Annotated in this window: 20 protein-coding genes and 1 riboswitch; of the genes, 13 read left to right on the top strand and 7 right to left on the bottom strand. The window is 52.0% G+C overall.

All coding sequences use genetic code 11. The features are described 5' to 3' along the window. Nucleotides 1–363 precede the first annotated feature (363 nt). The 3 genes from SQ11_RS04165 (at nt 364) to SQ11_RS04155 (ending at nt 2,599) form a co-directional block, all read left to right on the top strand. Nucleotides 364–816, top strand: coding sequence for a rhodanese-like domain-containing protein (locus SQ11_RS04165; protein WP_041512842.1), 453 nt, complete (start codon nt 364–366; stop codon nt 814–816). A 358-nt stretch (nt 817–1,174) separates the two neighbouring features. Next, nucleotides 1,175–2,005 carry a PEP-CTERM sorting domain-containing protein gene (locus SQ11_RS04160; protein WP_041512841.1) on the top strand — a complete coding sequence of 277 codons (831 nt, stop codon included), beginning with the start codon at nt 1,175–1,177 and terminating at the stop codon, nt 2,003–2,005. Nucleotides 2,006–2,014: 9 nt separating this feature from the next. Beyond that, nucleotides 2,015–2,599, top strand: coding sequence for a hypothetical protein (locus tag SQ11_RS04155; protein WP_041512840.1), 585 nt, complete (start codon nt 2,015–2,017; stop codon nt 2,597–2,599). Between the two features lie 274 nt (nt 2,600–2,873). Here SQ11_RS04155 and SQ11_RS04150 read toward each other — a convergent pair whose 3' ends face one another. Together SQ11_RS04150 and thiC are read right to left on the bottom strand one after the other, a co-directional pair. Then, nucleotides 2,874–3,698: an undecaprenyl-diphosphate phosphatase gene (locus SQ11_RS04150; RefSeq protein WP_041512839.1), complete on the bottom strand. Its 825-nt coding sequence runs from the start codon at nt 3,696–3,698 to the stop codon at nt 2,874–2,876. Between the two features lie 408 nt (nt 3,699–4,106). Further along, nucleotides 4,107–6,014 carry a phosphomethylpyrimidine synthase ThiC gene (gene thiC, locus SQ11_RS04145; RefSeq protein WP_041512838.1) on the bottom strand — a complete coding sequence of 636 codons (1,908 nt, stop codon included), beginning with the start codon at nt 6,012–6,014 and terminating at the stop codon, nt 4,107–4,109. 40 nt (nt 6,015–6,054) lie between these two features. Beyond that, nucleotides 6,055–6,161: riboswitch (TPP riboswitch) on the bottom strand. A gap of 63 nt (nt 6,162–6,224) precedes the next feature. On the opposite strand from thiC, the gene SQ11_RS04140 reads away from it, so the two are divergent. From SQ11_RS04140 to hpnA, 4 genes are all read left to right on the top strand, one after another. Then, nucleotides 6,225–6,890 carry a protein-L-isoaspartate O-methyltransferase gene (locus SQ11_RS04140; protein WP_041512909.1) on the top strand — a complete coding sequence of 222 codons (666 nt, stop codon included), beginning with the start codon at nt 6,225–6,227 and terminating at the stop codon, nt 6,888–6,890. A gap of 109 nt (nt 6,891–6,999) precedes the next feature. Further along, nucleotides 7,000–8,418, top strand: coding sequence for a TolC family outer membrane protein (locus tag SQ11_RS04135; RefSeq protein ID WP_052493981.1), 1,419 nt, complete (start codon nt 7,000–7,002; stop codon nt 8,416–8,418). Nucleotides 8,419–8,768: 350 nt separating this feature from the next. Next, entirely contained in the window at nt 8,769–10,415 is a 1,647-nt protein-coding gene (locus SQ11_RS04130) for a DNA mismatch repair protein MutS (RefSeq protein WP_041512907.1), read from the top strand. A 215-nt stretch (nt 10,416–10,630) separates the two neighbouring features. Continuing rightward, nucleotides 10,631–11,629, top strand: a complete 999-nt coding sequence (gene hpnA, locus SQ11_RS04125) for a hopanoid-associated sugar epimerase (protein ID WP_232297881.1) — start codon at nt 10,631–10,633, stop codon at nt 11,627–11,629. 108 nt (nt 11,630–11,737) lie between these two features. On the opposite strand, the gene lysS is transcribed toward hpnA, so the two are convergent. The 4 genes from lysS to SQ11_RS04105 all read right to left on the bottom strand — a co-directional run bounded on the left by lysS (nt 11,738) and on the right by SQ11_RS04105 (nt 16,845). Then, complete coding sequence (gene lysS / locus SQ11_RS04120) at nt 11,738–13,216, bottom strand: lysine--tRNA ligase (RefSeq protein WP_041512906.1); 1,479 nt, start codon at nt 13,214–13,216, stop codon at nt 11,738–11,740. Nucleotides 13,217–13,319: 103 nt separating this feature from the next. Beyond that, a protein-coding gene (prfB, locus tag SQ11_RS04115) for a peptide chain release factor 2 (RefSeq protein ID WP_156972402.1) occupies nt 13,320–14,424 on the bottom strand; the annotation gives its coding sequence in 2 pieces (ribosomal slippage) (nt 13,320–14,342 and nt 14,344–14,424; 1,104 coding nt in all). 336 nt (nt 14,425–14,760) lie between these two features. Next, nucleotides 14,761–15,624 (bottom strand): S-formylglutathione hydrolase, encoded by an 864-nt coding sequence (gene fghA / locus SQ11_RS04110; RefSeq protein WP_198140788.1) that lies wholly within the window; start codon nt 15,622–15,624, stop codon nt 14,761–14,763. 102 nt (nt 15,625–15,726) lie between these two features. Then, on the bottom strand, nt 15,727–16,845 hold the full coding sequence (locus SQ11_RS04105; protein WP_368730363.1) for an S-(hydroxymethyl)glutathione dehydrogenase/class III alcohol dehydrogenase: 1,119 nt from the start codon (nt 16,843–16,845) through the stop codon (nt 15,727–15,729). A 244-nt stretch (nt 16,846–17,089) separates the two neighbouring features. Here SQ11_RS04105 and SQ11_RS04100 point away from each other — a divergent pair, with 244 nt between their 5' ends. After that, nucleotides 17,090–17,599, top strand: a complete 510-nt coding sequence (locus SQ11_RS04100) for a hypothetical protein (RefSeq protein ID WP_041512835.1) — start codon at nt 17,090–17,092, stop codon at nt 17,597–17,599. Nucleotides 17,600–17,607: 8 nt separating this feature from the next. Here the strand turns inward: SQ11_RS04100 and SQ11_RS04095 are convergent, their stop codons facing one another. Beyond that, nucleotides 17,608–17,868: a hypothetical protein gene (locus SQ11_RS04095; RefSeq protein WP_041512834.1), complete on the bottom strand. Its 261-nt coding sequence runs from the start codon at nt 17,866–17,868 to the stop codon at nt 17,608–17,610. 165 nt (nt 17,869–18,033) lie between these two features. Here SQ11_RS04095 and SQ11_RS04090 point away from each other — a divergent pair, with 165 nt between their 5' ends. The 5 genes from SQ11_RS04090 (at nt 18,034) to SQ11_RS04070 (ending at nt 25,112) form a co-directional block, all read left to right on the top strand. Next, nucleotides 18,034–18,450, top strand: a complete 417-nt coding sequence (locus SQ11_RS04090) for a gamma-butyrobetaine hydroxylase-like domain-containing protein (RefSeq protein WP_041512833.1) — start codon at nt 18,034–18,036, stop codon at nt 18,448–18,450. A gap of 47 nt (nt 18,451–18,497) precedes the next feature. After that, nucleotides 18,498–19,232 carry a bifunctional demethylmenaquinone methyltransferase/2-methoxy-6-polyprenyl-1,4-benzoquinol methylase UbiE gene (gene ubiE / locus SQ11_RS04085; RefSeq protein ID WP_041512832.1) on the top strand — a complete coding sequence of 245 codons (735 nt, stop codon included), beginning with the start codon at nt 18,498–18,500 and terminating at the stop codon, nt 19,230–19,232. 271 nt (nt 19,233–19,503) lie between these two features. Further along, on the top strand, nt 19,504–20,424 hold the full coding sequence (locus SQ11_RS04080; RefSeq protein WP_041512831.1) for a carbohydrate kinase: 921 nt from the start codon (nt 19,504–19,506) through the stop codon (nt 20,422–20,424). A gap of 145 nt (nt 20,425–20,569) precedes the next feature. Next, nucleotides 20,570–22,738 carry an HAD-IIB family hydrolase gene (locus tag SQ11_RS04075; RefSeq protein ID WP_052493980.1) on the top strand — a complete coding sequence of 723 codons (2,169 nt, stop codon included), beginning with the start codon at nt 20,570–20,572 and terminating at the stop codon, nt 22,736–22,738. Then, entirely contained in the window at nt 22,722–25,112 is a 2,391-nt protein-coding gene (locus SQ11_RS04070) for a sucrose synthase (RefSeq protein ID WP_198140787.1), read from the top strand. Before SQ11_RS04075 ends, SQ11_RS04070 begins: the two co-directional genes overlap by 17 nt. Nucleotides 25,113–25,756: the final 644 nt, after the last annotated feature.

The following is a 25,756-nucleotide window of genomic DNA, read 5'->3' as shown; positions in this document are numbered from 1 at the left end:
GGCATGGGCCGGAAGCGTCACGTGCTGTTCCTTGCCGCGGGTATCGGTAAAACGCAGATCAACGAATTTGACTTCGTTGTCCTGGATCATTTTAAGAACATCCACTACCGCCATTTTTCTCTCCAAACCTGGAATTCAGTTATATGATAAAAATAAGTCATTACAGCGCAATCAAAAAAACAGGAATTATATCAGTACGAACGCCATCATTACTTCAAACGAGGCAAACATTATGCCAAAGGGTATTTTCAAATTATTAATGCACGCTACATGGAGAGTTTGTTGCGAAGTAGGTTTTTATTAAACACCTGTCGCAAAAAGGAATAACATTACATTTTTCAATCATTGCTATCTGAAGCTCATATGGAAACCATCGCCGCGATACTTGAAAGGGCGCAGCAGCGCGCCAGGGAAATGAATTTGCCATACGAAGGCGCATTGCTGCCCGCTGAAGCATTGACGCTGTTACAGGAAGCTCCCGGTGCCAGATTAGTGGATGTCCGTTCCCGGGCCGAATGGGATTGGGTAGGGAGAATTCCGGGCGCGATTGAAATTGAATGGCAGTCCTATCCAGGCATGCGAACCAATCCGGATTTCCTCAATTATCTCTCAAGCCAGGTAGATAAGGAATCGCTGGCGATGTTTATCTGCCGTAGTGGGGGGCGCTCGCATCAGGCCGCAGCGACCGCCACCGGCGAGGGTTACGCAAATTGCTACAATATTCTTGAAGGCTTCGAAGGCGACAAGGATGCGACAGGGCATCGTGGCACCAAAGGTGGCTGGAAGGCCGCAGGGTTACCCTGGGTGCAGGGTTAAGCCGGGAGTCCGCAACGAATAAAATCGGTAACACTTCCGTCTTTTACATCCAGCAGTCTGCTGGACTTTTAAATCTCGTCTTCGAAATCACCCGGAACCATTCTGCCCGCTTCATGTTCCCCTTTCTTTTAGGGTGGCATAAAAGCGGACAGATCACTTGTGCGCCCCCTACCGATCATTGGGATGATAGCTTGCTTGCTATTTAAAATTCCATGTCCTATAAAAAAGCGGTGGCATACATCGTTTCCTCAGTACCCACATACACCTAATTAGGTATCTGCTCAATAGAGGGATGGTAGCCTCGTGAGAGGCATCGCGGCACCGCCCTTGGGCTGCAACCAGACAAAGAGGAGTTGCCATGCTTCAGAAAAATCGCTGCGGACCTTGCGTCCGTATTGTGACCGTTGCCATTCTCAGTGTTTCATCAGCAGGGTTAGCCTTTGCCGACATTACCATAGTGCCGCCGCGCGGGACGGCTTACGACCTGACTGATCCCTTGGGAAACCTCCCTCCTGGCGCCAGCGGAAATGTGACATTGAATCCAGCAAACGTCACGCATCTGGCGCCGCCAGCAATGGGATCCACGATCTTTACCCGGTTCGCCGCCGAAGCACCGGCCCAATTTCCTGGTTGGACGGCCGTAGCCGGGGCTGCCTTAAATGGAACCCTGACTATCAATGAGTACGACGCTCGGGATTATGTGGCTGAACCGCGCGTTGGTTTTGACACGCCGCGTGGAGGTGCCGATATGCGGGCGACCTTTGCCCGTGCGGCTGCCGACCCTGCGATTGCAAATCTACGATTCATTAATTTGTTTACTGACAACACGGGGGCTGGCGGTGCTCTCGTGAGCCATATCGATCCATTCCCAAATGATGATCCTGCCGGGGCCAGACTACCTTGGTATTACACCGAGCTTGAGCACGCCGCGCATAGTACGGCTGCCAACATGACGTTCGAGGATAGCCCGAGCAGCAGAGTGGTATCCATTCCATTCCACCGCACGGTCTCTTTCGAGACTTACCTGGCAACCTTCGACGCCGCGAGACAGACAGCCATGATCCGTGATGGCTGGAGTTGGGGTTACACCGTGACAGCGGTCCCTGAACCGTCCCCCGCTCTCCTATTCGCGGTTGGCCTAAGCACGTTATTTTTCTTGTCTCGCCGCCGGTTCATGTGGGCCAACTGAACATCCGCCATGACCACCCCTCGGCGTCTTGCGGGCGCCTCTGCCGCGATGAGCTTTTTCTTGAGCAACGTGAGCGGGTACGACGGATTCATCAAGGCAGTGGGTGAATATTCTTACTCCTCCTCTCATAATCGCGTGCATAGCGTGAATACCGAAAATACGCAAACCGCGGTCGGCTGGGGAAACGAGATCGAGGGGTTGAGCGCATCGCTCGTGAGCGACAAAGCCGAGTTCCGCTATGGGGAACCGATTCTTGTACGCTTTCATATCAGGAATACCGGAAAGCGAACGAAAATCGTGGCGCACTCAGGTTTCTGGCCGGACCATAAGTTGGTCGTCGAGAATGCGATGCGAGCTGCGCTACCCCTGACAGCTTTAGGTCAGGAGACGCGCGCAGCATTCGGTAGCGACATCGAACGCCGAAAGAATTTCGACGTTGCATTAGCTCCTGGGGAGATCGATATACCCTACGGACCATTCGATCTCCGAGATTATTTCCAGATCGGCAACGCCACCACGCTTTATGTGCGATGTCTTTATGCTCTCGGGTCGACCGAAGTTTGGAGCAATGAACTGATACTACGTATACGCTAAGCGAGCTCGATCCATCCTTCGCCTTGCGCTTTTTCAGCGAAAGTCCTCGCGGAACGCTCTTCCAACGTGACAGGGGCGCTCGGCATGAAATTCTTCTGGCCTATCCACATACCATTAGCATGGGATTGCGGGGTTTTTCAACATCCTGTAAAGGAGTCGCCTGCAAAGTATCTGGCCGTTCCATATTTTGCCGCTTCCCCGGCCAATGGAACCATGATTCAGAATCTATCCGCGCTCACTTTTTGGGCTTCGATTTTTCAAGTCCGCCAGGCCGCTAAGCTGCTGACCATTTGACTACTCCGGAATAAGCCGTGAGAAGCACAATGATCCCAAATCCAATGCGATACCATGCAAATACGGTGAAGTCATGATGGCTGATAAAACGTAACAATCCCCGTACCGCCAATAAGGCGCTAATGAACGAGGCCACAAACCCCACTACGAATACGCCGATATCGTCGAACTGCAGTATGTCGCGATGTTTGTAGACATCATAGAAAGTGGCTGCGAACATGATGGGTATCGCCAGAAAAAAGGAGAACTCGGTAGCCGCCTTGCGTGACAAGCCAAAAAAAAGACCGCCAATAATGGTTGCGCCGGAGCGTGACGTGCCGGGTATCAGCGCGAGGCACTGCATCAATCCCACCTTCAAGGCATGCTTCCAATCCATGTTTTCCACCCGATCGACCTCTATCACATGCTTTCTGCGTTCGGCCCACAGAATCAAAATTCCCCCGATGATAAATGCCATTGCCACCGGCACCGGATGAAACAGATATTGCTTGATCGTTTTGATGAACAAAAGACCCAGAATCGCCGCGGGTAGGAATGCGATGAAAAGATTCAACACGAAGCGATTCGCATCCTCGCTGGAGCCGATATTCATCACCACGCCGCCAATCTTGATGCGGTATTCCCAGCATACCGCCAATATCGCGCCTAGCTGAATCACAATCGCGAATACTTTGCCCTTCTCATCATTGAAGTCGAGCAGATCACTGACCAGAATCAGGTGGCCGGTGGAGGATATCGGTAGGAATTCGGTCAAGCCCTCGACGACGCCGAGGATCAAAGCCTTGAAGAGCAGAAGCCAATCCATGCGGTGATTATCCGGGGAAAAGCATTTGACGCCGGATAATCACGCGTAAGCATAAGCAAGTCAGAGTGCTGCTAGACAATGGAAGTATCCGATGGAGTCTATCTATCACGATTTTTCTTTTCAAAGCTATCTCTCTTAAAAATCAAATATATGCACTGTGAGAAATTATCCTAAATCCAACAGTTGAACGGGAGTGGGGCGCATGGTTTCGGGGAGCAAAGGGCAAGGCGCAGCGACGCGGAATGATCATTCCATTCCAAGGAACTGCGAAGCAGCCCTGTGCCCGCAGAAACCATGCACTCCGTCTCGTGCCGACCCTACCAAAAGGATGAAGACCACCCGGCGCAGACCGCTTTTCATGGATCATAGCCTTAAACTGAAATGAGCGGTCAATTGCCGGATTTAGAATTATATCTTGTTATAGATTTCCGCCCCTTTTGTTACAAATTCGATGGCCTTCTCTTCCATGCCTTTTTCGAGCGCCTGGTTTTCACTGACTCCCTGAGTGGCCGCGTAATCCCGCACATCCTGGGTTATTTTCATCGAGCAGAAATGGGGTCCGCACATCGAACAGAAATGCGCAAGTTTGGCACCTTCCTGCGGCAGGGTTTCGTCGTGAAATTGTTTTGCTTTGTCAGGATCGAGGCCAAGATTGAATTGATCATTCCAACGAAACTCGAAACGAGCTTTGGACAATGCATTATCGCGAATCTGCGCACCGGGGTGTCCTTTTGCCAAGTCTGCCGCGTGAGCGGCAATTTTGTAAGTAATGATGCCGTCCTTGACATCGTCCTTGTCCGGCAGGCCAAGGTGTTCCTTGGGTGTGACGTAACATAGCATCGCCGTGCCATACCAGCCGATCATGGCGGCGCCGATCGCGGATGTAATGTGATCATAGCCTGGCGCGATGTCTGTGGTGAGCGGGCCCAATGTATAGAAAGGCGCCTCGGCACAATGCTTCAATTGCAAATCCATGTTTTCCTTGATGAGATGCATCGGTACGTGGCCAGGTCCCTCGATCATTACCTGCACGTCATGCTTCCACGCAACCTGGGTTAATTCACCGAGGGTTTCCAGTTCCGCAAACTGGGCCTCATCATTGGCATCGTAGATAGAACCTGGACGCAGACCATCCCCCAGAGAGAAACTGACGTCATAAGCCTTCATGATTTCGCAGATTTCCTCGAAGCGGGTATACAGAAAACTTTCCCGGTGATGTGCGAGACACCACTTTGCCATGATCGAGCCACCTCGTGAAACAATGCCGGTCAAGCGTTTTGCCGTCATTGGAACATAGGCAAGCCGCACACCCGCGTGGATGGTGAAGTAGTCTACGCCCTGTTCCGCCTGTTCGATCAAGGTGTCACGAAAAATTTCCCATGTAAGATCTTCCGCCTTGCCATTCACTTTTTCCAATGCCTGATAAATCGGGACTGTGCCAATGGGGACTGGGCTGTTACGGATGATCCATTCACGCGTTTCGTGGATATTCTTTCCGGTGGAAAGATCCATAACCGTGTCACCGCCCCAGCGAATAGCCCAGGTCATTTTCTCGACTTCCTCCTGGATGCTCGAGCCCAGCGCGGAGTTGCCGATATTCGCATTAATCTTCACCAGAAAATTGCGCCCGATGATCATCGGTTCGGATTCAGGATGGTTAATGTTGACAGGGATGATGGCGCGGCCCCGGGCCACTTCGTCACGTACGAATTCCGGTGTGATATGCTGGGGCAGGAGTGCGCCAAAATCATGTCCCGGATGCTGGCGTGTAAGCAGTTCCCGGCGCTGAGCAACAAGATGTTCGCAACGCTGATTTTCTCGTATGGCGACGTATTCCATTTCCGGCGTGATAATGCCGCGACGGGCATAGTGCATTTGTGTTACGTTCGCTCCTGTCCTGCCGCAACGCGGCTGGCGCTTCAGATCGAAGCGCATTTCCGCCAGCTGGGGATCGGCCAGACGTTGCCTGCCATAGGCGGAAGCGGGGCCGGAGAGAACTTCCGTGTCGTTACGTGCGTCTATCCATTTCTCGCGTAACGGCGGCAAGCCGGAACGGATATCTATTTTTGCCGCCGGATCGGTGTAGGGGCCGGAGGTATCATAGACATAAATCGGGGGATTCTCCTCCGTGCCCATATTGGCGGGCGTATCGGATTGACTGATTTCTCGCATCGGTACCTGAATATCCGGGCGGGACCCTTGCACATAAACTTTGCGGGATTGAGGCAAAGGCTTGACCGCTCCTTCATCGACATGGGCGGTCTTGCTTGAAAACGGAGAAGGGAATTGGGCGGGGTTTAAAACTGTTGCATTCATAGTACGCTCCTTTAAGTCTTCAGGTGCCATAAACGAGCGGGACGGCTAATCCCAGCTTCCCTACGGCGGCATTACCCGTATCAGGTGTTAAGGGACTCTCTCACCGGTTTACCGGATGATTCCGGAACCGGACCCCTAGCTGCTGCTGTGAAGCTAATGGAAATGTGGAATAATTGCAAGTCTGTGATGACAATTTATATAAGGTTGGACATGGATCTCGAACAAATCCGGTTTAATATGGTGGAACAGCAAATTCGTCCCTGGGATGTGCTGGATCAGGAAGTTCTTAAATTATTGTTTGAGTTGCGGCGTGAGGAATTTGTCCCCGCGGCATACCGTTCCCTTGCGTTTGTCGATATGGAGATCCCGCTGGGATACGGCGAAGTGATGCTTGCTCCCAAGCTCGAGGCGCGCATCTTGCAGGAGCTCCAGGTAAAAAAAACGGACAGGATTCTGGAAGTCGGCAGCGGCAGCGGCTACCTTTCCGCCCTGCTGGCAAAGAAAGGAGAATACGTCTACAGCGTGGAAATTGTGCCGGAACTGAAAGCCATGGCGGAGAAAAATCTTCAAGCCCATGAGATTGGCAACGTGACGGTGGAATTGGGTGATGCTGCCTGTGGCTGGTCCGAGCATGGGCCTTATGATGTCATCGTACTGACCGGCTCCACTCCGGTTTTACCGGAGGCATTTCAGCAAAGCCTCAAAACTGGCGGGCGGTTATTCGCAGTGGTAGGGGATGCACCGGTGATGCAGGCACTGCTCGTCACTTGTGTGGCGCAAGGAGAGAAAACAGGCGCGTACAACACGGTGGGTCTGTTCGAAACTTGCATTGCTCCGCTAAAAAACGCAAAGCAGCCGGCGAGATTCACATTTTGATCTTCCAGATCAACCCCGCGAATTGCGTGCTCGCCTGACAGACCTATTAGCCAGGTTCAATCGGATGATGCTTTTCTTCTCCCGGCAGAATAAGGCACTCTGGATCAAAGTGAAAATTTCGCAATATATTTATGCGTTATTGATTGCCGGCGCGGTTTTTCATACTCCGCTCCACGCCAGTGACCTGATGGAAATTTATCGTGAGGCGCTGGAGCAGGATGCGCAATATAGCGCCGCGCGTGCCGCGCACCTTGCAGCCCAGGAGAAATTGCCGCAGGGACGGGCAGGATTGCTCCCGACCATCACGCTCGCGGGTGTGCGCCGGAGGCAATATATCGATATCCAGAGTGTCGGCGGGGCGACTGTCCCCGGAGTCGTTAGGCCGTCCGAAGTTATCATCGACAATACCAGTGTAACGATCACGGCGACCCAGCCGCTTTATCGCAAGGAAAATTTTGTAATCTATGAACAATCCAAGATTCAGGTCGCGCAAGCGGATTCCCAGTTCATCATTGCAGCCCAGGATCTGATCCTGCGCGTGGCTCAGGCTTATTTCGACATTCAACTGGCGCTGATAAATGTGGAGGTGGCGGTAGCCCAGAAGAAAGCCATTGGAGAGCAGCTCGCACAGGCCAAGCGCAACTTCCAAGTCGGAACAGCGACCATCGTCGATACCCACGAAGCCCAGGCGCGGTTTGATTTGGCTCTCTCGCAGGAGATTGCCATGCTGAGCGATCTGGAATTTCGAAAACGCGCACTGCAACAGATTATCGGCCGCTTGCCTGACAATCTCGTACGTCCAACTGAGAATTCTTCCGATTTGCTCAACCTGAAGTATGGAAGCATGCAGGATTGGATCAATGTGGCCGAACAGAACAATCTTGCACTGAAAGTTCAGCAATCGGTGTATGAAATCGCAAAACAGGATGTGGAACGAGCCAAGGCGGGACACTATCCGACCCTTGACCTGGTCGCGCTATACAGTGACCAAAAAGGTGTTGGCGGAACAGTTACCGGCCGGCCAATTGACCTGACTTCAAAAGAAATCGGGGTTCAGCTCAGTTTCCCGATATTCCAGGGTTTTGCGGTGCAATCGCGTGTGCGCGAGGCTCTGGCTACTCAGGAAAAGGTATTCCAGGATCTGAACAACACCCGGCGCAACAGCGTACTTCAAGTGAGCCAGCAGTACCTTAATGTTACCAACGGCATTGCGCAGGTGAAAGCGTTACGCCAGGCGGTAACCTCCAGCCAAAGCCAGGTGGATTCCACCAAACTCGGGCAGGAAGTGGGTGTCAGAACAGAAGTGGATGTATTGAATGCGCAGCAATTGCACTATTCTGCGCTGCGAGATCTCGCCCAGGCGCGTTACAATTTTCTTATGTCCAAGTTGAGATTGGAGGCGGAAGCAGGTGAACTGGATGAGGAAGATTTGAGACAGATAAATGAGTCGTTGTCGATAAGAAGAAGTGCTATCGGTGTTTCCTCTTCCCACCAGCAAGATCCAAGTTCCGTGTCTCGTGTTCAATAATCCCCAATTCGGGGTTGACCGCTCATTTAATAGATTAGTATTATGATTAATAACAATATTCCGTATTATTTGACTTTCATCTTTTAGATGGGAATCAAATGGCGGGGATATTATTTACTAAGCATAATCTTATACTGATAAATGAGCAGACAGGCTGCCGGATTCAGGATAATTCCCCATTGCAATCCAAGTGTTGGATTTGGATGAACCCAGAGCAAAGAGTGCGGGATAAGGAGGGCAGTCCGAAGAATCCCATCCTCAATAGTGGATGACGCTGCGACCTTGTGGGAAGTTACTTGATCAATCTGATTTTGTCTACCAGATTTATTCAGAGATTCCTAAGACCTACCATGAACGATCCTGCCACCTCTGATCCCTGTTGGAATCAGTCGCCCATCCTTGCCAGCGGCGAGCGGCTGGCGGGCGTGCGGGACACGCGTCCAACAGATGCTGATAAAGGTGTTCTGGATGCAAAGACGTTTGACGCGATCGAAATCAATCAGTTATTCGATTCTTGCAATCACGCGGTTACGCATGTCGGGCAATCGGTACTTTACCGGTCGCTGGCGCGGCCGGCGACCGACTCTGTCCTGGCTCAAAAAAAGCAGGAAGCGTTGCGTGAGCTTGAGTCAAATTCCAGTTTGCGGGAAACGCTTCAGCAGTTCTTGAAAGGAGTAGCGCCGGGAGAGCGCTCGCTTTATCAATTACTCTACGGTACCTTTATGGGTGGTCTCGCTATCGATAATTCCAGAGGCGGCAAAGATGAGATGGAATTCAGCGGTTACGGTTACCATCAGTTTGTCGATGGTACCGGCTTTGTGGTCGATCTGGTTGAGGCGATGAATACGTTGCCACAGCCGCAGAGCCCATACCTGCGAGATTTGTTTACTGTCATTCGCGACTTCGGAGCCTCTCGTGTTTACTCCCTGATGCGTGGGCCGATTTATCCCAGGGAGGGAAAATTCATGACGCGGGAGGAGAAGCCGCGTTATTTACCCGTTCCCCGCTTTACCCCATCGATTATAAAGCTGCTGCCGATGCTGGTAATATTAGCAGTCCTTGGCGCAGCGCTTTATTTCTTCCAGGGTATGCTCGCCAGTTTCGGCATTGCTTATCTGGGATATGGAATTCTCGTGCTGGCAGTGCCGGTTCTGCCTATCCTCCTGATTGCCATTGCGGCATCCGATCGCGATTCCGTCATCTATCCATTGCGCAAGCTATTCAGGCAGAGTTCCGAATTGGCGCGCGCGCTGGATGCATTGGGTATGATTGACGAGATCTTATCCTTTTATCATTACTCGTTGGTTTTTGGCGGCAAGATGGTACTGCCGGAGATACTGGAATGCGACCGGCATTCTCTCAACGTTACGGAAGCGAGAAATCCGCTGCTTGCCGGAGCTAATCCAGATTATGTGCCGAACGATATACTGCTTGATGATACAGGACGGCTATTGGTTATCACGGGACCCAATAGCGGAGGTAAGACAGCCTATTGTAAAACCATCGTCCAGATTCAGCTATTGGGCCAGATCGGCTGTTACATCCCAGCGGCTACCGCACAGCTGGTACTCGTAGAGCATATTTTCTACCAGGTACCGGATCCGGGCCGATTGGATGAGGGGATGGGCCGCTTCGGCCATGAATTGAAGCGTACACGCGAGATATTCTTCAGTTCCACAGCGCGCAGTCTCGTCGTACTGGATGAGCTTTCGGAAGGAACAACGTTCGAGGAAAAGACGGAGCTTTCCGAATATGTCCTTGCAGGCTTTCATAAGCTTGGAGCAAGCACATTACTTGTTACCCACAATCACGAGCTATGCGAACGTTTGCAGAACAAAGGAATTGGCCGTTATCTGCAGGGTGAATTTTTGCCTCAAGGCCCGACTTATCGGTTGGTTTCAGGTGTGTCTCGGGTAAGCCATGCCGATCGTGTGGCTGCCGCGTTGGGTTTTAGCAGAGAAGATGTGGAGAAGCACCTTGCAACGCGCCACACTTGACCGGCGAGCAACGGTACCTATTCCGGGCCCAATCGTTCATATGCGCCGATTGTTCCGGTTTACCCTGTGTCATAACGTTGAGTGTTCGATACACGCCCTTATTAGCCAATTATAAAGCCGAATCAAGTGTGAGCAGTATGGAGGATCACAACAATACGAGTTCGAATCGCTTATAAGCGCTTTGTATCAACACAGGGCCTGAAGAAAGGTTGAGCATGATGAAATCATTGGTTACAGGCGCAAATGGATTTGTTGGTTCGGCGGTCGCGCGTTGTTTACTGGACGCTGGTCATGAAGTGCGGTGCCTGGTCAGACCAGGAAGTGACCGGAGAAATCTTCATAAATTGCCCGTTGAAATTTCCGAAGGTGATTTACGTTCCGCCCCATCATTGAAGCGCGCGGTCACTGGTTGCGATAGTTTGTTTCATGTTGCCGCAGATTACCGCCTATGGGTGCCGAATCCCGAAACCATGTATGACATCAATGTAAAAGGGACGGAGGCGCTGATACTCGCGGCAGCGGAAGCCGGTATCAAACGCATGATATACACCAGCAGCGTGGCAACGCTGGGAGTGCATCAGGATGGCACCTCCGCCACCGAAGACACGCCCTCCAGTCTTGGGTCGATGACCGGGCACTACAAGCGGTCAAAATTCATGGCGGAACAGGTTGTTCAACGGATTACCGATGAATATAAGCTGCCGCTGGTTATTGTCAATCCATCAACGCCGATAGGGCCGCGTGACATCAAACCCACGCCGACAGGACGTATCGTGGTTGACACCTTATGTGGGCGGATGCCGGCGTATGTAAATACCGGTTTGAACGTCGCTCATGCCGATGACATCGCATATGGCCATCTGCTGGCTCACGCGCATGGAAAACCCGGGGAGCGTTATATCCTGGGTGGTGAAAATATGACTTTACTGCAAATACTACAGGCAATCGATGAGATTGGAGGCAAGCAGACAAAACGATTCAATATTCCTGTCAAGTTGATTCTACCTGCTGCCTGGCTGATGGAAAAAATGGCAATGGTGACAAATGTTGAGCCGCGTGCGACGGTGGACAGTTTGCGCATGGCAAAAAAAATGATGTTTTACTCCAGCGAAAAGGCAGAACGGGTGTTGGGGTATCGTCATCGGCCCGCGGTGGAGGCGCTTGAAGATGCGATGAACTGGTTTCAGGATAATGGTTATTGCGACGAACCTTGAGAGCCTCCGACTCCGCTCCCCAGTTCCGCACCCCGCTTGACGGCCGGAGTGCCTTTATGCCGCTATGGTCCGAACCTCAGCGGGGTATGAAAGAATTTTGCTACGTTTTCAATCTTCCCGACGTAGTTGCGGGAACATAATCACATCTCGAATGCTCGGGCTATCGGTGAAAAGCATTACCAGACGGTCTATGCCGATGCCTTCACCTGCGGTGGGTGGCAGACCGTATTCCAACGCGCGGATATAATCGGCGTCGTAGTGCATGGCCTCGGAGTTGCCTGCTTCCTTGGCGCTCGCCTGTTCCCGGAAACGTGCCGCCTGGTCTTCCGGGTCGTTCAGTTCGGAAAAGCCGTTGGCTATTTCGCGTCCCGCGATATAAAGCTCGAATCGGTCGGTTATCGTGGGGTTGAGATCGTTGCGCCGGGCGAGGGGTGAGACCTCCGCCGGGTAATCAATGATAAAAATCGGCTCGAACAATAAATGCTCGGTGGTTTCGTCGAATAACGATAGCTGCAAGCCACCGATTCCGTCTTCCGGTTTGGGAGTGATGCCAAGTGTCTGCAACTTGTCGATCAGGAACGCCCGGTCATTGAGTTGACCATCGGTATATTCCGGTTGGAATTTCCGGATAGCCTGAACGATGCTGAGCCGCTCAAATGGCTGTGCAAGATCGATTTCCCGTTCCTGATAGGTTACCTTGGTAGTACCCAAGACTTTCGACGCGACCTCCCGCAGCATGGTTTCGGTGAAATTCATCAAGTAAGTGTGATCCTGGTACGCTTCATAGAATTCCAGCATAGTGAATTCCGGATTATGACGGGTAGATATTCCTTCGTTACGGAAATTGCGATTTATCTCAAATACTTTTTCCATTCCACCCACGACCAGGCGCTTCAAATACAGTTCGGGCGCGATGCGGAGATACAATTGCATATCCAGCGTATTGTGATAAGTGACAAATGGACGTGCTGTCGCGCCACCGGGGATGGGGTGCATCATCGGTGTCTCCACTTCCAGATAGCCATCCGCGACAAAGAATTCGCGAATGGCCTGGATGATCCTGGAGCGCGTAATAAACACCTTGCGAGTATTTTCGTTGGTAATCAGGTCGAGATAACGCTGGCGGTATTTCTGTTCCTGGTCGGTCAGTCCATGGAATTTCTCCGGCAGGGGGCGCAAGGACTTGGTCAGCAAGCGCAGATGGGTGACGCGCACCGAAAGTTCGCCAGTCCGGGTTTTGAAGAGCGTGCCCTGAGCACCCAGTATATCGCCGAGGTCGTAGTGTTTGAACGCTTCGTGTGCCTCCGCCCCGGTAACATCATTGGTGATGTAGAGCTGGATGCGTCCGCTCATGTCCTGGATAGTGGCGAAGCTTGCCTTGCCCATCACTCGCTTTAATACCATGCGCCCCGCAATGCTTACGAGTCTCGGTGCCGTTTCCAGCATCTCGTTGGAATGTTCGCCATATTGTTGATGAAGATCCGATGACAAATCACCGCGGCGAAAATCGTTGGGGAATGGATTTCCCGCCTTACGTAACGCAGTCAGCTTGGCATGTCGTTCTTCAGTGATCGACCCAGTGTCCATCAACACCGGCTCTGCCTCTTCACCCCTACTTTGATCATTTATTTGATCAAGTTCACCCAGTTTTTTTAGGTGGTCGGGTTCATTCTTATTTTTGCCCATATTCTTAAATTCCCTGTTTCAAACTGGCCTCGATGAAATCATCCAGGCCGCCGTCGAGTATTACCTGTGTATTGCCGCTTTCAACGCCGGTACGCAAATCCTTGATACGTGATTGATCCAGTACGTAGGACCGGATCTGGTGTCCCCAGCCGATATCGGTTTTGCTGTCTTCTATTGCCTGTTTCTCGTCATTGCGTTTGCGCAATTCCGCTTCGTACAGGCGGGACTTCAACATTGCCATCGCATCCGCGCGATTGCGGTGCTGGGAACGGCCGCTCTGGCATTGCACGACGATACCTGTGGGATTGTGGGTGATGCGAATAGCCGAGTCCGTTTTGTTGATGTGCTGGCCTCCCGCGCCGGATGCGCGAAAGGTATCGACGCGCAAGTCCGCCGGGTTGATTTCAATCTCGATGGTTTCATCCACTTCGGGATAGACAAATACACTGGCAAAAGACGTATGGCGCCGGTTGCCGGAATCGAACGGGGACTTCCGCACCAAGCGGTGTACGCCGGTCTCGGTGCGGAGATAGCCATAGGCATAATCACCTGATATTTTGATACTTGCGCTCTTGATGCCTGCAACCTCGCCAGGCGATTCTTCCATCACTTCCACGCTATACCCGCGGCGTTCGCAATAGCGCAGATACATGCGTTCCAACATTGCCGCCCAATCCTGTGCTTCAGTGCCGCCAGATCCGGCCTGGATATCCACGAAGCAGTTATTGGGGTCCATCGGATTGGAAAACATGCGGCGGAATTCCATTTCCGCCACCACCTTTTCCAACTGCACGACATCGGTGCCGATGCTCTGCAGCGTGGCATCGTCATCCTCCTCTCTCGCCATCTGGAACAAGTCCCGGGCATCATGCAGCTGCCGCCCGGCTGTCTCCAGGGTGATGACAATATCTTCCAGCATTTTTTTTTCGCGGCCTAATTCCTGGGCGCGTTTATTGTCATCCCAGATGGAAGGATCTTCCGTCAGCCGGGTGAGTTCATTCAGGCGTGTTTGCTTGGTATCGAAGTCAAAGATACCTCCGCAATTCTGCCGTCCGGTTGTCGAGATCGGCGAGTTGATAGAACATGGCATTCAGTTGTTCCGCTTCCATAGGAGAGAGCCGTTTTCAAAAGGATCAATTATACAGGAAGCGGGGAACTCATTTGCCGCCAAGCTTGAGTTGTAAAAGAGAGCGGCAGGTACCTGAAAGATTGAGAGGGCAAGTGTAACTGTCGGGTAGGCGTCTGGATATCGATGAAATTCTTCAATCAGCAGCTCACTGAATTTTTATAAGGAGCATTGGGACCAAACCCGAATATTTCATCATGTGTCGTTGTTCGTCTTTTATTTCATGTGGGAACTTTATTCAGTCTGGCGTATGAATAACCAGGCTTCCTTTCACAAAATTCCCTTGCAAAATAAAAATCTGTCCAATCATCACGCCAATTTATAAAACATCCGGCATAAGGGCTGCTGCATGAAAACGTAGGTGATTTTCAATGAATGTGCTGATAAAAAAATAACTGTGATCGTAACCTGCACGCATGGTGATTTGCGCAGGATAGTTGACTGATTTGCAGGCAGCGATAAGACGCTCTGTTTTCAGCTGCTCGGTCAGGAATTCATCCGCGTCTCCCTGGTCGACCATCATTGGGAGGTGTTCCGAGGCGCGAGAAGCTTCAATCAGCAATGATGCGTCATAATCCCGCCAGTTCTTTATGTCATGGCCCAGGTAGTGGCCGAAGGCTTTTTTGCCCCAAGGACTGGTGGTCGGATGAGCGATAGGCGAGAAGGCGGATATGGATTGATAGCGCCGGGGGTTACGTAGGGCAATGACCAGCGCGCCATGACCGCCCATGGAATGGCCGCAAATCGATCGCCGGTCATTTACGGGAAAATGTTGTTCAATCAGGAGCGGGAGTTCATCGACGACATAATCATACATCCGGTAATGGCGACTCCAGGGAGCCTGGGTGGCGTTCACATAGAAACCGGCCCCTAATCCCAGATCGTAGGCAGCATCTGGCGCGCTTGCAACGAAGTCTCCTCGCGGACTCGTGTCCGGAATAATCAGCGCCACGCCAAGTTCTGCCGCAATGCGTTGAGCACCGGCTTTGATGGTGAAATTTTCATCGGTACACGTCAATCCCGATAGCCAATAAATCGCTGGTACCTTTTCAATACTGCTTATTTCGGGCGGGAGAAAAATGGAAAAATTCATTTCACAGTTCAGCGATTCTGAACGGTGCCTGTAACGCCGCTGCGATCCATCGAATAAACGGTGGGATGAGAGAAGCCTCAATTCCGGCATATTCTGAATCCTCAATAGTTCAGCGGAAACTCCGGACAAGTCTCCCATTTTGTAACTGGGCGCGACGTGGCCGCAGGGTGAGCCAAGCGCTGGGCTGATGGCCTAGTTGTTGAAATGAATAACTGTCCGAATGGATTTTCCCTCGTGCATCAGATCAAACGCTTTATTGATATCGTCGAGCCCCATGGTGTGAGTAATGAAAGTGTCGAGCTCAAATTCTCCATCAAGATAGCGCTGCACATAGCCTGGGAGTTCAGTCCGGCCCTTCACGCCGCCAAATGCCGAGCCACGCCACACGCGTCCCGTTACCAGCTGAAATGGACGGGTACAGATTTCCTCGCCCGCACCGGCAACGCCGATTATCACCGATTCGCCCCAACCCTTATGGCAGCATTCCAGTGCGGAGCGCATGACTTTGACGTTACCGATACATTCGAAGGAGAAATCCACGCCGCCGCCAGTCATTTCGATAATTACCTCTTGAATTGGTTTGCCGTAATCCTTGGGATTCACCACATCGGTGGCGCCCAGTTGACGCGCTATCTCAAATTTTCCGGGATTGACGTCGATCGCGATAATGCGCCCGGCTTTAGCCATTGCCGCTCCTATTACTACGGCCAGACCAATACCGCCGAGCCCAAAAACCGCTATGGTATCCCCTTCCTTCACCTTCGCAGTCTTGGCAACGGCACCGAGGCCTGTCGTTACACCGCATCCGAGCAGGCAGACCTTTTCCAGGGGTGCTTTCTTGTTGATTTTTGCCAGCGAGATTTCAGGTATCACCGTGTATTCGGAGAAGGTTGACGTGCCCATGTAGTGATAAATGGGTTTTCCGTTCTTAAAAAAACGTGTGGTACCGTCGGGCATGAGTCCTTGGCCCTGGGTAGTACGTATCGCCTGACACAGATTAGTTTTGCCCGATCTGCAGAATTTGCATTCGCCGCATTCGGGGGTATAGAGTGGAATAACATGGTCACCTACTGCAACGCTGGTTACGCTTTCACCCAAAGCCTCAACGATGCCTCCACCCTCATGGCCGAGGATAGTGGGGAACTTGCCCTCCGGATCGTTCCCCGACAGGGTGAATGCGTCCGTATGACATACGCCGCTGGCCACGATACGTACCAGGACTTCGCCTTTTTGTGGCGGCATCAGATCTACTTCTTCTATACTTAACGGTTGTCCCGGACCCCAGGCGACTGCTGCACGTGTTTTGATCATTTCCACCATCTAATCGTTTCCCCGTCTCTTTTCCGACAATTATTATGACATCGCTGCATGAAATGAAGATCGAACATTCAACAATCGCATTGGTATGGATGGTTCATGCCACTATTTTATAGCACGTTGCGGTTCGCATGAACATTGCTTTTTCAGGTAAGCCGTCCTATGATGAAATCGAGGTTGGTTTGAATTTCCGCCCTCCCTGAGCGAATGATTATCTGACAACTTTTAGGAGATCATGATGCGACGAATCTATTTTCTTGTTCCCGATATCGCCATTACCAAACGTATCGTCGACGAGTTGCTGCTGGCACGAATCGACGAGCGGCATATTCATGTGGTCGCAAAGCGCGGCACAGAGCTTGAGGATCTGCCGGAAGCAAATCTCCTTCAGAGAACCGATTTCATTCCCGCCGTGGAGCGCGGACTCGCGCTCGGCGGGTCGGCTGGCGCACTCGCCGGCTTGGTCGCGCTAGCGCTTCCTCCCGCCTCTACAGTAATCGCAGGGGGCGTTCTGCTGGCGAGCGCCCTCGCGGGAGCAGGAGTGGGCGCATGGGCAGGCGGCTTGATAGGTGTAAGCACCGCCAGTTCGAGGATCAAGCAGTTCGAAGCAGCGATTGAGGCAGGTCAACTATTGGTGCTGGCTGACGTGCCAAAGAGCAGAGTCGAAGAGATTGAGGCCCGTATAAAAGCACATTTGCCCACGGTGGAGATCGAGGGAACAGAACCGATAATACCGGCGTTCCCCTGATCAGCAGATCAAGGTTGGATGGGCAGCTCTTGAAACTGCAGTATAAAGCGGCGATCGATCCAGTTTTCCCATCGTGCTGCCGCCAGGCAGCCGTAAGAAGCGATGGCATGTCCGTATGCGATGCCATTGAGATTAAGGCTGTGGGCATTGCGGCTGTTAGTCCTCGAGCATACGGCCTGACAGATAGGCGTGGGTTGCAACCCAGCGTCTTTGCCATGCGTATGGCAAAGACGCCCGACTTCGGCAATGTTTGATTCCATTTTCGCCATTTCGCAGCGCCTCATAGGCCGCTATGGATTTCTACTTCTCTCAACTCGCCTTGCCCTCACCTCGTGTCCTGATGAATCGGGTTCAAACAGTTTCTTTCTCGCATCGAGGTTTAAGTTTTGCCGGTGCTGGTTTATCATGCAAGGTTCGACTGGAGGAATACCACGATGGCGGGACTAAGCAAAGATACCCCTAATCCCACTGAAATAAAATTGCATCGAAAGTCCAGGTTACTGGAAATTTCTTTTGAAAGCGGTAAAACTTTCCAGATTCCCTGTGAATTTCTCCGGGTTTATTCGCCTTCCGCGGAAGTGCGCGGACATGGTCCCGGCCAGGAAGTCCTGCAGATAGGCAAGAAGAATGTAAATATCAATCATATCGAGCCGGTAGGCAATTACGCAATCCAGCTCACTTTTTCCGATGGTCACAATACCGGTCTTTATTCGTGGGATTTACTCTACGATTATGGTTTGCATCAGGATAGAATGTGGCAGAGGTATCTCGATCGGATGGAAGAGGCCGGTATGAGCCGCGAGCCGGTTGCGGGTTCACGAGCATCAAATCAGCCATCCGGGTCGAAATAACTTCATTTCCGCGATAAAACATCACGTACTTATAGAAACTGGACATCATGGCAAAAACTACCCATTTCGGCTTTACCGCCGTTCCTGAAACAGAGAAGGCCCGCAAGGTGGCGGGCGTATTTGATTCCGTGGCGGAGCGCTATAATCTGATGAACGATCTCATGTCGGCAGGCATGCACCGGTTGTGGAAACGTTTTGCGGTGGAAACAAGCGGTGTCAAGAAGGGTGACCGTGTACTCGACATTGCGGGCGGCACCGCTGACTTGAGTGCATTGTTTGTGGAACAGGTTGGCGGAGGGGGCGAGGTCTGGCTTACCGATATCAACAATGCCATGCTCACGATAGGCCGGGACCGGTTGCTGGATGAGGGCGCGGCTGTATCGGTGACGCAGTGCGATGCGGAGAAATTACCATTTCCAAACGACTATTTCGATTGCGTGAGCGTTGCTTTCGGTCTCAGAAACATGACTCATAAAGACGTCGCATTGAAGGAAATGCTGCGTGTATTACGCCCTGGCGGATGTGTCATTGTGCTTGAGTTTTCCAAGATATGGAAACCATTGCAACCGCTTTACGATATCTACTCATTCAAGGTGCTGCCGGCGATGGGAAAACTGGTTGCCAAAGACCAGGATAGCTATCGCTACCTCGCCGAATCTATCCGTGTACACCCCTCTCAGGAAGAATTGAAGCAATTGATGCGATACGCCGGTTTCGAGCGTGTTGAGTATTTCAATCTGGCTGCCAGTGCGGTTGCGCTCCACCGGGGCTATAAATTTTAGTCCGGTGTCAAGATACAAAATCTTCTGCTGAGCATTGATTTGACAACGCCCAGTAAGACTGCTTTTTCCCTCTTTATTTTTATCTGACGCTGTTCCCGCATTAGCGGAAAACCGAGTATCAGATTTTTCAATGCCTTTCCCCGGGGGGTTATGTGTGTCATCGCACATACGAGTCTGCTCGGAATATTTACTATCAATCACTCACCGGCTGCCTGACCTTAGGACCTGTGGCAGCTTTGTCAATTCCATTCCTTTTCGGGGGCTTCCACGGATGACTGCCGCCCGCCACGCTGTACTCTTGTTTGGCGAAATTTTGATAGACCGGTTTCCCGACCAGGAAGCCTTGGGTGGTGCGCCGTTCAATGTTGCCCGACATCTGCATGCTTTCGGCTGTATGTCGGTCCTGGTCACGCGGATAGGACAGGATGAGGCGGGCGCGCGCTTATTGCAGGCCATGGAAGCGGAGGGGCTGCCCATACATGGGGTGCAGCTCGATTCCAAGTATCCCACAGGTGTAGTCGAGGTAACGCTTACCGCTGACGGCCATCGGTTTGATATTCTTCCCGATCGTGCCTATGATCATATTCATCCCCGCTTGTCCCGGATGACCGCCTTGGCGGCAAACCCCGAACTGGTTTATTTCGGGACAATGGCCCAGCGTGCCGGTTCGCATCGAGCCTTGCGTCACATGTTGCGCGCGGCGGGTGGCCAACATTTTTTTGATGTTAATTTGCGTGATCCATGGATATCGACAGAGCGACTCGACTGGTCATTGCAGCATGCGGATTTTGTTAAAACCAATGACACTGAGCTTGAACGCGTAATCCAACTGCTCGACCTGGAGGCGGTATCCGCCGAAGCTCAGGCCAAAGTACTGATACAGCGATATCAGTTGCGCGGCTTGCTCGTAACATGCGGGGCGTCGGGTGCCTGGTGGCTGGATGATTCCGCCCAATTGACAAAGATGGCGACTGAACCCGTAGCGGATATTCTTGACACGGTGGGCGCCGGGGACGCCTTCTCCGCGGTCTTCATGCTTGGCCTGCTGCATCACTGGGCGGTGCCGGTTACCTTGCAAAGAGCAAATCATTTTGCCGGAGCTATATGCCGCATACGTGGCCCGATCCCGGAACAGAACGATTTTTATCAACCATTCCTCAATGAATGGTTTGAACCTCAATCCGGCAGCTAACCGTTTTTTGAGTTAATAATATGATTTACAAAGATTCTCTATGATATTTTGCATTCCGCTTTTGGGTTTGTCATTGTGCTTTGCTCCTGTACTCCAGAACCGCGCACTTCACCTCGTCCAATTACCGGATTTAGGTTGAATGCAGATGAATGAATTATATGTTTTGATGCTAAGCCTGCATGGACTGATTCGGGGGAATGATCTGGAACTGGGGTCCGATGCGGATACCGGTGGTCAAACGTTGTATGTAGTGGAGTTGGCGCGCTCGCTCGCGCGTCAACGACAGGTCGGCAAGGTGGATTTGTTAACCCGCCTGGTGGAAGATTCCACCGTGTCAGCGGATTACGCACATCCAGAAGAAGTGCTTGGCAAGAACGCACGGATTATTAGGCTTCGTTGCGGTCCCCGTCGCTATTTGCGCAAGGAAAGCCTTTGGCCCTATCTCGATCAACTGGTGGACCGGGCACTGCTTTTTCTGCGCGCACAGAGGCGCTTACCCGATGTTATCCATAGTCACTATGCGGATGCGGGATATGTCGGGATGCAACTTTCGCAGTTGTTGGGCATCCCACAGATTCATACTGGTCACTCGCTCGGGCGCAGCAAACAACAACGTCTGCTCGCGCAGGGCCGTAAACCCCATGCGCTGGAACGTCAGTTTAATTTTCAGAGGCGCATCGCCACCGAGGAAGCTATATTGCAGCACGCCAGTCTGATCATAACCAGCACACCTCAGGAAAGTGTCGAACAGTATGGCTTGTATACCAATTATCAAGCTGAGCGAGCAGTCGTGATTCCGCCCGGAACCGATATATCGCGGTTTGCACCGCCCGGTCGCCGGATACCGCCAGAACCGGAGGTTGCCGGACTTATGGACCGGTTCCTGGTACAGCCGCGCAAACCCCTGATATTGACGATTTGCCGTCCTGAAATGAGAAAAAATCTCGGTTTTCTGGTGGCTGCATTTGGCGGCTCATCCACATTGCGTGAACAGGCCAATCTGGCGATCGTGGCTGGCAACCGCGAAGACATCCGCGCGCTGGAGGCTGCTCAGACTGAGGTGATGACCAATTTATTGCTCGACATCGATCGATACGACCTGTGGGGAAAGGTGGCCTTGCCCAAGCAGCATAAGGCAACCGACATTCCCGGATTCTATCGGCTAGCGGCGCAGCGCCGCGGTGTGTTCGTCAATCCGGCACTCACCGAGCCATTCGGCCTTACCTTGATTGAAGCGGCCGCCAGCGGTCTTCCAATCGTCGTGACCGAAGATGGCGGACCGCGCGATATAGTGGCCCACTGCGAAAACGGGGTGTTGGTTAATCCATTGGATGTAAAAGCCATATCGAATGCCATTGAATACGTCTTGGCTGAGCCGCGCCGCTGGCGCCGCTGGGCGCGCAACGGTATTACAGGCGTAAAAAAACACTATACCTGGGATGCGCATGTCAAGAAATATCTGCATGTTTTGTCTCGCTTGTTGCACCATGAGCGCAAGCAAATCCGGCGCAACATGGCGATATACCGGAGATCGCAACGTCATCCGCTTCCGTTTATTTCGCAGATGTTAATCAGCGACATAGACAATACCCTGCTTGGGGACCGTGCCGCCTTGCGCCGTTTTCTTGCCATGTTGCGAGCCACGCCACCAAACCTGGGCTTTGGTATTGCCACCGGGCGTACACTGGAAAGCACATTGAGAATATTAAACGACTGGGGCGTGCCCTTGCCCGATGTGTTGATTACAGCGGTGGGCAGCGAGATCAACTATGGTCCTGAGCTTCGGCCCGATATCGGATGGCAAAATCTTATCAAATACTCGTGGCGGCGCGGGGCGGTGGAAGAAGCATTGCGCGAGGTGCCTGGACTCACCCTGCAATCATCGGAGAATCAGCGCGAATTCAAGCTTAGCTACAATGTCGATCCCGATACGCTGCCGGCAATTTCCAAAATTCGCGAATTGCTGCGTGCCCGGAATCTATCCGCGAATTTGATTTACTCCCGGCAGGCATATCTCGACATCTTGCCGCTGCGTGCTTCCAAAGGAAGAGCAATACGCTATCTTGCCTATAAATGGGGGTTGCCATTGCGCGCCTTTCTGGTAGCGGGGGATTCCGGCAATGACCATGAAATGCTGATCGGCGACACGCTCGGCGTGGTCGTTGCGAACCACAGTCCCGAGCTTGCGAGTTTGAAAGGGAATGAACAGATTTATTTCGCCCGCAGCCGATACGCGGATGGCATCGCTGAGGGTATGGCGCACTACGCATTTGGTATTCCTAATCTGGAGACTGCGAATGATACAAAAACTTGATACCTGGGCTACAGACCATCGCGATGAGTTACACGCACTTTTGCGTAAATGGTTCGAGCTGGAGCGTCCGCTTCTTTTGCGCTCTGATTTGCTGGAGGCTTTTGACCTGGTGCGAGATTCTCATCCCCAGCCTCTTGTCAATACCCCTCTGCATGAACTGGTCAAGTCGCTGCAGGAAGCGGTTTGCCGGCCTCCCTTGGCCTATCTGGCGCTGCGCGAGGATGCGGGGCGCTGGTCTTACCTGCGAATTCACCAGCAACAACTGATACCGGAGGATATCAGTGTTTCCGATTATCTCGCTTTCAAGGAGTTGCTGGTGCGTCCGGACAGCGCACATGAACCGGTATTGGAGTTGGACTTTACTCCTTTTAACCGCAATTTTCCGAGACTTAAGGAAATCCGGTCGATTGGGCAGGGCGTAATGTTTCTCAACAGGCAATTGGCTGGCACCCTGTTTACTCAATCCGGCATAGGAACAGCCGAATTGCTGCATTTCTTGACGATGCACTCCATGGATGGCCAGCAACTGATGCTCCATGGCAATTTTGCCGACGTGGCCGCATTGCGCACTGGTTTACGTCGCGCGCTTGGCCTGCTCGATAGCTACACTGAGGATGCTCCCTGGCAGGCGATTGCGGAACCACTGAGTGGATTGGGTTTTGCTCCCGGATGGGGTAATTGTGTCATGCGGGTAAGCGAGACGATGAGCTTGTTGGTGGACATTCTTGAAGCAGCCTCCCCGCAGATACTTGAGAATTTTCTGGCGCGCATTCCCATGATCTCAAGATTATTGATTCTGTCACCGCATGGCTATTTCGGGCAGGACAACGTATTGGGATTGCCTGACACTGGCGGTCAGGTGGTGTATATCCTTGATCAGGTACGTGCGCTGGAACGAGAAATGAGCGAGCGCCTTATCCTGCAAGGAATAGAGGCACAACCAAAAATCCTGATATGCACACGCCTGATTCCCGAAGCGGGAGAGACATTGTGTAACCAGCCTTTGGAAAAAGTTCACGGTACCCGTGATTCCTGGATCGTGCGCGTACCTTTTCGAAAAACAAATGGCGAAATTGTCCGTCACTGGATATCGCGTTTTGAAATTTGGCCATACCTCGAGAATTTTGCCCATGACGTTGAACGGGAAGCGCTGGCACAGTTAAGCGGACGCCCCGATCTGGTGATAGGCAATTACTCGGATGGCAATCTGGTAGCGTCGCTGATTTCCAAACGAACCGGCGTAACGCAATGCAATATTGCGCATGCGCTGGAACAGAGCAAATACCTTCATTCTGCTTTGCACTGGCGCGAGAATGAAGACCAGTACCATTTCAATTGCCAGTACACGGCGGATCTCATCGCGATGAATAGCGCTGACTTCATCATTACCAGCACCTATCAGGAAATCGCCGGCACCCCGCACACGGTTGGCCAATATGAGACCTACCAGAATTACACCATGCCTGACTTATATCGGGTCATAAACGGAATAGATCTTTTCGATCCGAAGTTCAATATTGTTTCACCGGGGGCCGATGCCGAGGTGTACTTCTCGTATCTTGACCGTGAGCGCCGGCTGCAATCCCTGTTGCCTGACATTGAACGGCTTTTGTACGAGCTTGATCCCGGCGTACCGTGGCGCGGCCATTTCAATGACCCAGCCAAACCTTTGATATTCACGATGGCGCGGCTTGATCTGGTCAAGAATCTGACGTCGCTTGCAGCATGGTTTGCGCAATGCCCACGGCTATCCGATGCCGCTAATCTATTGATAATTGGTGGACATATTGATCCGGCCGCTTCCGCTGATAGCGAAGAACGTGCAGAAATCGAACATATGCATGCCCTCATGAACGAATATAAGCTGGAAGGACGGATGCGCTGGCTCGGTACCCGCCTGGAAAAGAATCTCGCTGGCGAACTGTATCGTCATGTGGCCGACATGCGTGGTATTTTTGTACAGCCAGCCCGATTTGAGGCATTTGGTTTGACCATTATCGAGGCGATGGCCTCTGGTCTTCCGGTATTTGCCACTTGCTATGGCGGGCCGCGAGAGATCATTCAGCACGGCGTTTCAGGCTACCATTTTGATCCCAATGATGGTTTAGCGGCGGCTACCGCCATGGCGGATTTCTTTGCACGCTCTGCGGGCGATCCAGATTACTGGAATAAGGTTTCAGAAATGGCTCTAAAACGGGTCGAATCACGTTATACATGGCGTCTTTATGCAGAGCGTATGATGACTTTGTCACGTATTTACGGCTTCTGGAAGTTTGTCAGCAACTTGGAGCGTGAAGAAACCGTGCGCTATCTCAATATGTTCTACCATTTGCAATTTCGTCCCATGGCACAGGCGCTGCTGCCTGATCAATGAGGAATCGATTTGCCAGCGGCACCTTCCAGGAAATCCCACTCTGAAGTGTGGGCTTGGCGGCGAGTCTACGGTTAACCAGCATTCTGTGGAGCGTGCTGGTCGATTCATCGATTTCCCCCGCAGAGAAGACATGCCCTGAATCCTTTTTCTGCTCTGCGTTCAATCTCGTTAGCTGCCGATAAACCGCTTTTATAGCGTTCCAACGTTCAAGCCGGTTACCCCTCCGAGGCGTCGCCGGAATGAAACATCTGGTTTCAATGCTGGATACTACATCCTCCGGTCCAGCGGTTCATTTGGGTGCGGCTAAGCTTTTCAATACCAAGCCTTCTGAGAATCCCGCCATGGGAAGCTTGCCGAGCGCCATAACAGATAAACTTCGATACGCTCAGGTTGGTTACTCAACATTGCCAAGGTCGGATAGTTAGACTGTTTACGATTTGCTCGTACCGATTCTTTATTGATAGAATGAAAACTTTATGTCTCACAGTTACGTCTACCCGGCGCTCTGTATTTGGGGATGATATGAGCAATTCAGATGGAGGAAAATAAACCGTCAGATTGTTTAGTGGGCGCGTCTCCGGGTATTTTCTTGGCACTCGGCTGACATTTTACGAATTTGTTTTGTGAGGGACATCATCTTTCTT

It is taken from the genome of Nitrosospira sp. NpAV, assembly GCF_000832065.1.
Lineage (GTDB): Bacteria > Pseudomonadota > Gammaproteobacteria > Burkholderiales > Nitrosomonadaceae > Nitrosospira.
This window is presented reverse-complemented; position numbering and strand designations above follow the sequence as displayed.

Bases quoted from the DNA above. Each gene is read 5' to 3' on its own strand.
- SQ11_RS04165 (WP_041512842.1), top strand. From the start codon at position 364: ATGGAAACCATCGCCGCGATACTTGAAAGGGCGCAGCAGCGCGCCAGG.
- SQ11_RS04160 (WP_041512841.1), top strand. From the start codon at position 1,175: ATGCTTCAGAAAAATCGCTGCGGACCTTGCGTCCGTATTGTGACCGTT.
- SQ11_RS04155 (WP_041512840.1), top strand. From the start codon at position 2,015: ATGACCACCCCTCGGCGTCTTGCGGGCGCCTCTGCCGCGATGAGCTTT.
- SQ11_RS04150 (WP_041512839.1), bottom strand. From the start codon at position 3,698: ATGGATTGGCTTCTGCTCTTCAAGGCTTTGATCCTCGGCGTCGTCGAG.
- thiC (WP_041512838.1), bottom strand. From the start codon at position 6,014: ATGAATGCAACAGTTTTAAACCCCGCCCAATTCCCTTCTCCGTTTTCA.
- SQ11_RS04140 (WP_041512909.1), top strand. From the start codon at position 6,225: ATGGATCTCGAACAAATCCGGTTTAATATGGTGGAACAGCAAATTCGT.
- SQ11_RS04130 (WP_041512907.1), top strand. From the start codon at position 8,769: ATGAACGATCCTGCCACCTCTGATCCCTGTTGGAATCAGTCGCCCATC.
- hpnA (WP_232297881.1), top strand. From the start codon at position 10,631: ATGATGAAATCATTGGTTACAGGCGCAAATGGATTTGTTGGTTCGGCG.
- lysS (WP_041512906.1), bottom strand. From the start codon at position 13,216: ATGGACACTGGGTCGATCACTGAAGAACGACATGCCAAGCTGACTGCG.
- fghA (WP_198140788.1), bottom strand. From the start codon at position 15,624: ATGCCGGAATTGAGGCTTCTCTCATCCCACCGTTTATTCGATGGATCG.
- SQ11_RS04105 (WP_368730363.1), bottom strand. From the start codon at position 16,845: ATGATCAAAACACGTGCAGCAGTCGCCTGGGGTCCGGGACAACCGTTA.
- SQ11_RS04100 (WP_041512835.1), top strand. From the start codon at position 17,090: ATGCGACGAATCTATTTTCTTGTTCCCGATATCGCCATTACCAAACGT.
- SQ11_RS04095 (WP_041512834.1), bottom strand. From the start codon at position 17,868: ATGGCGAAAATGGAATCAAACATTGCCGAAGTCGGGCGTCTTTGCCAT.
- SQ11_RS04090 (WP_041512833.1), top strand. From the start codon at position 18,034: ATGGCGGGACTAAGCAAAGATACCCCTAATCCCACTGAAATAAAATTG.
- ubiE (WP_041512832.1), top strand. From the start codon at position 18,498: ATGGCAAAAACTACCCATTTCGGCTTTACCGCCGTTCCTGAAACAGAG.
- SQ11_RS04080 (WP_041512831.1), top strand. From the start codon at position 19,504: ATGACTGCCGCCCGCCACGCTGTACTCTTGTTTGGCGAAATTTTGATA.
- SQ11_RS04075 (WP_052493980.1), top strand. From the start codon at position 20,570: ATGAATGAATTATATGTTTTGATGCTAAGCCTGCATGGACTGATTCGG.
- SQ11_RS04070 (WP_198140787.1), top strand. From the start codon at position 22,722: ATGATACAAAAACTTGATACCTGGGCTACAGACCATCGCGATGAGTTA.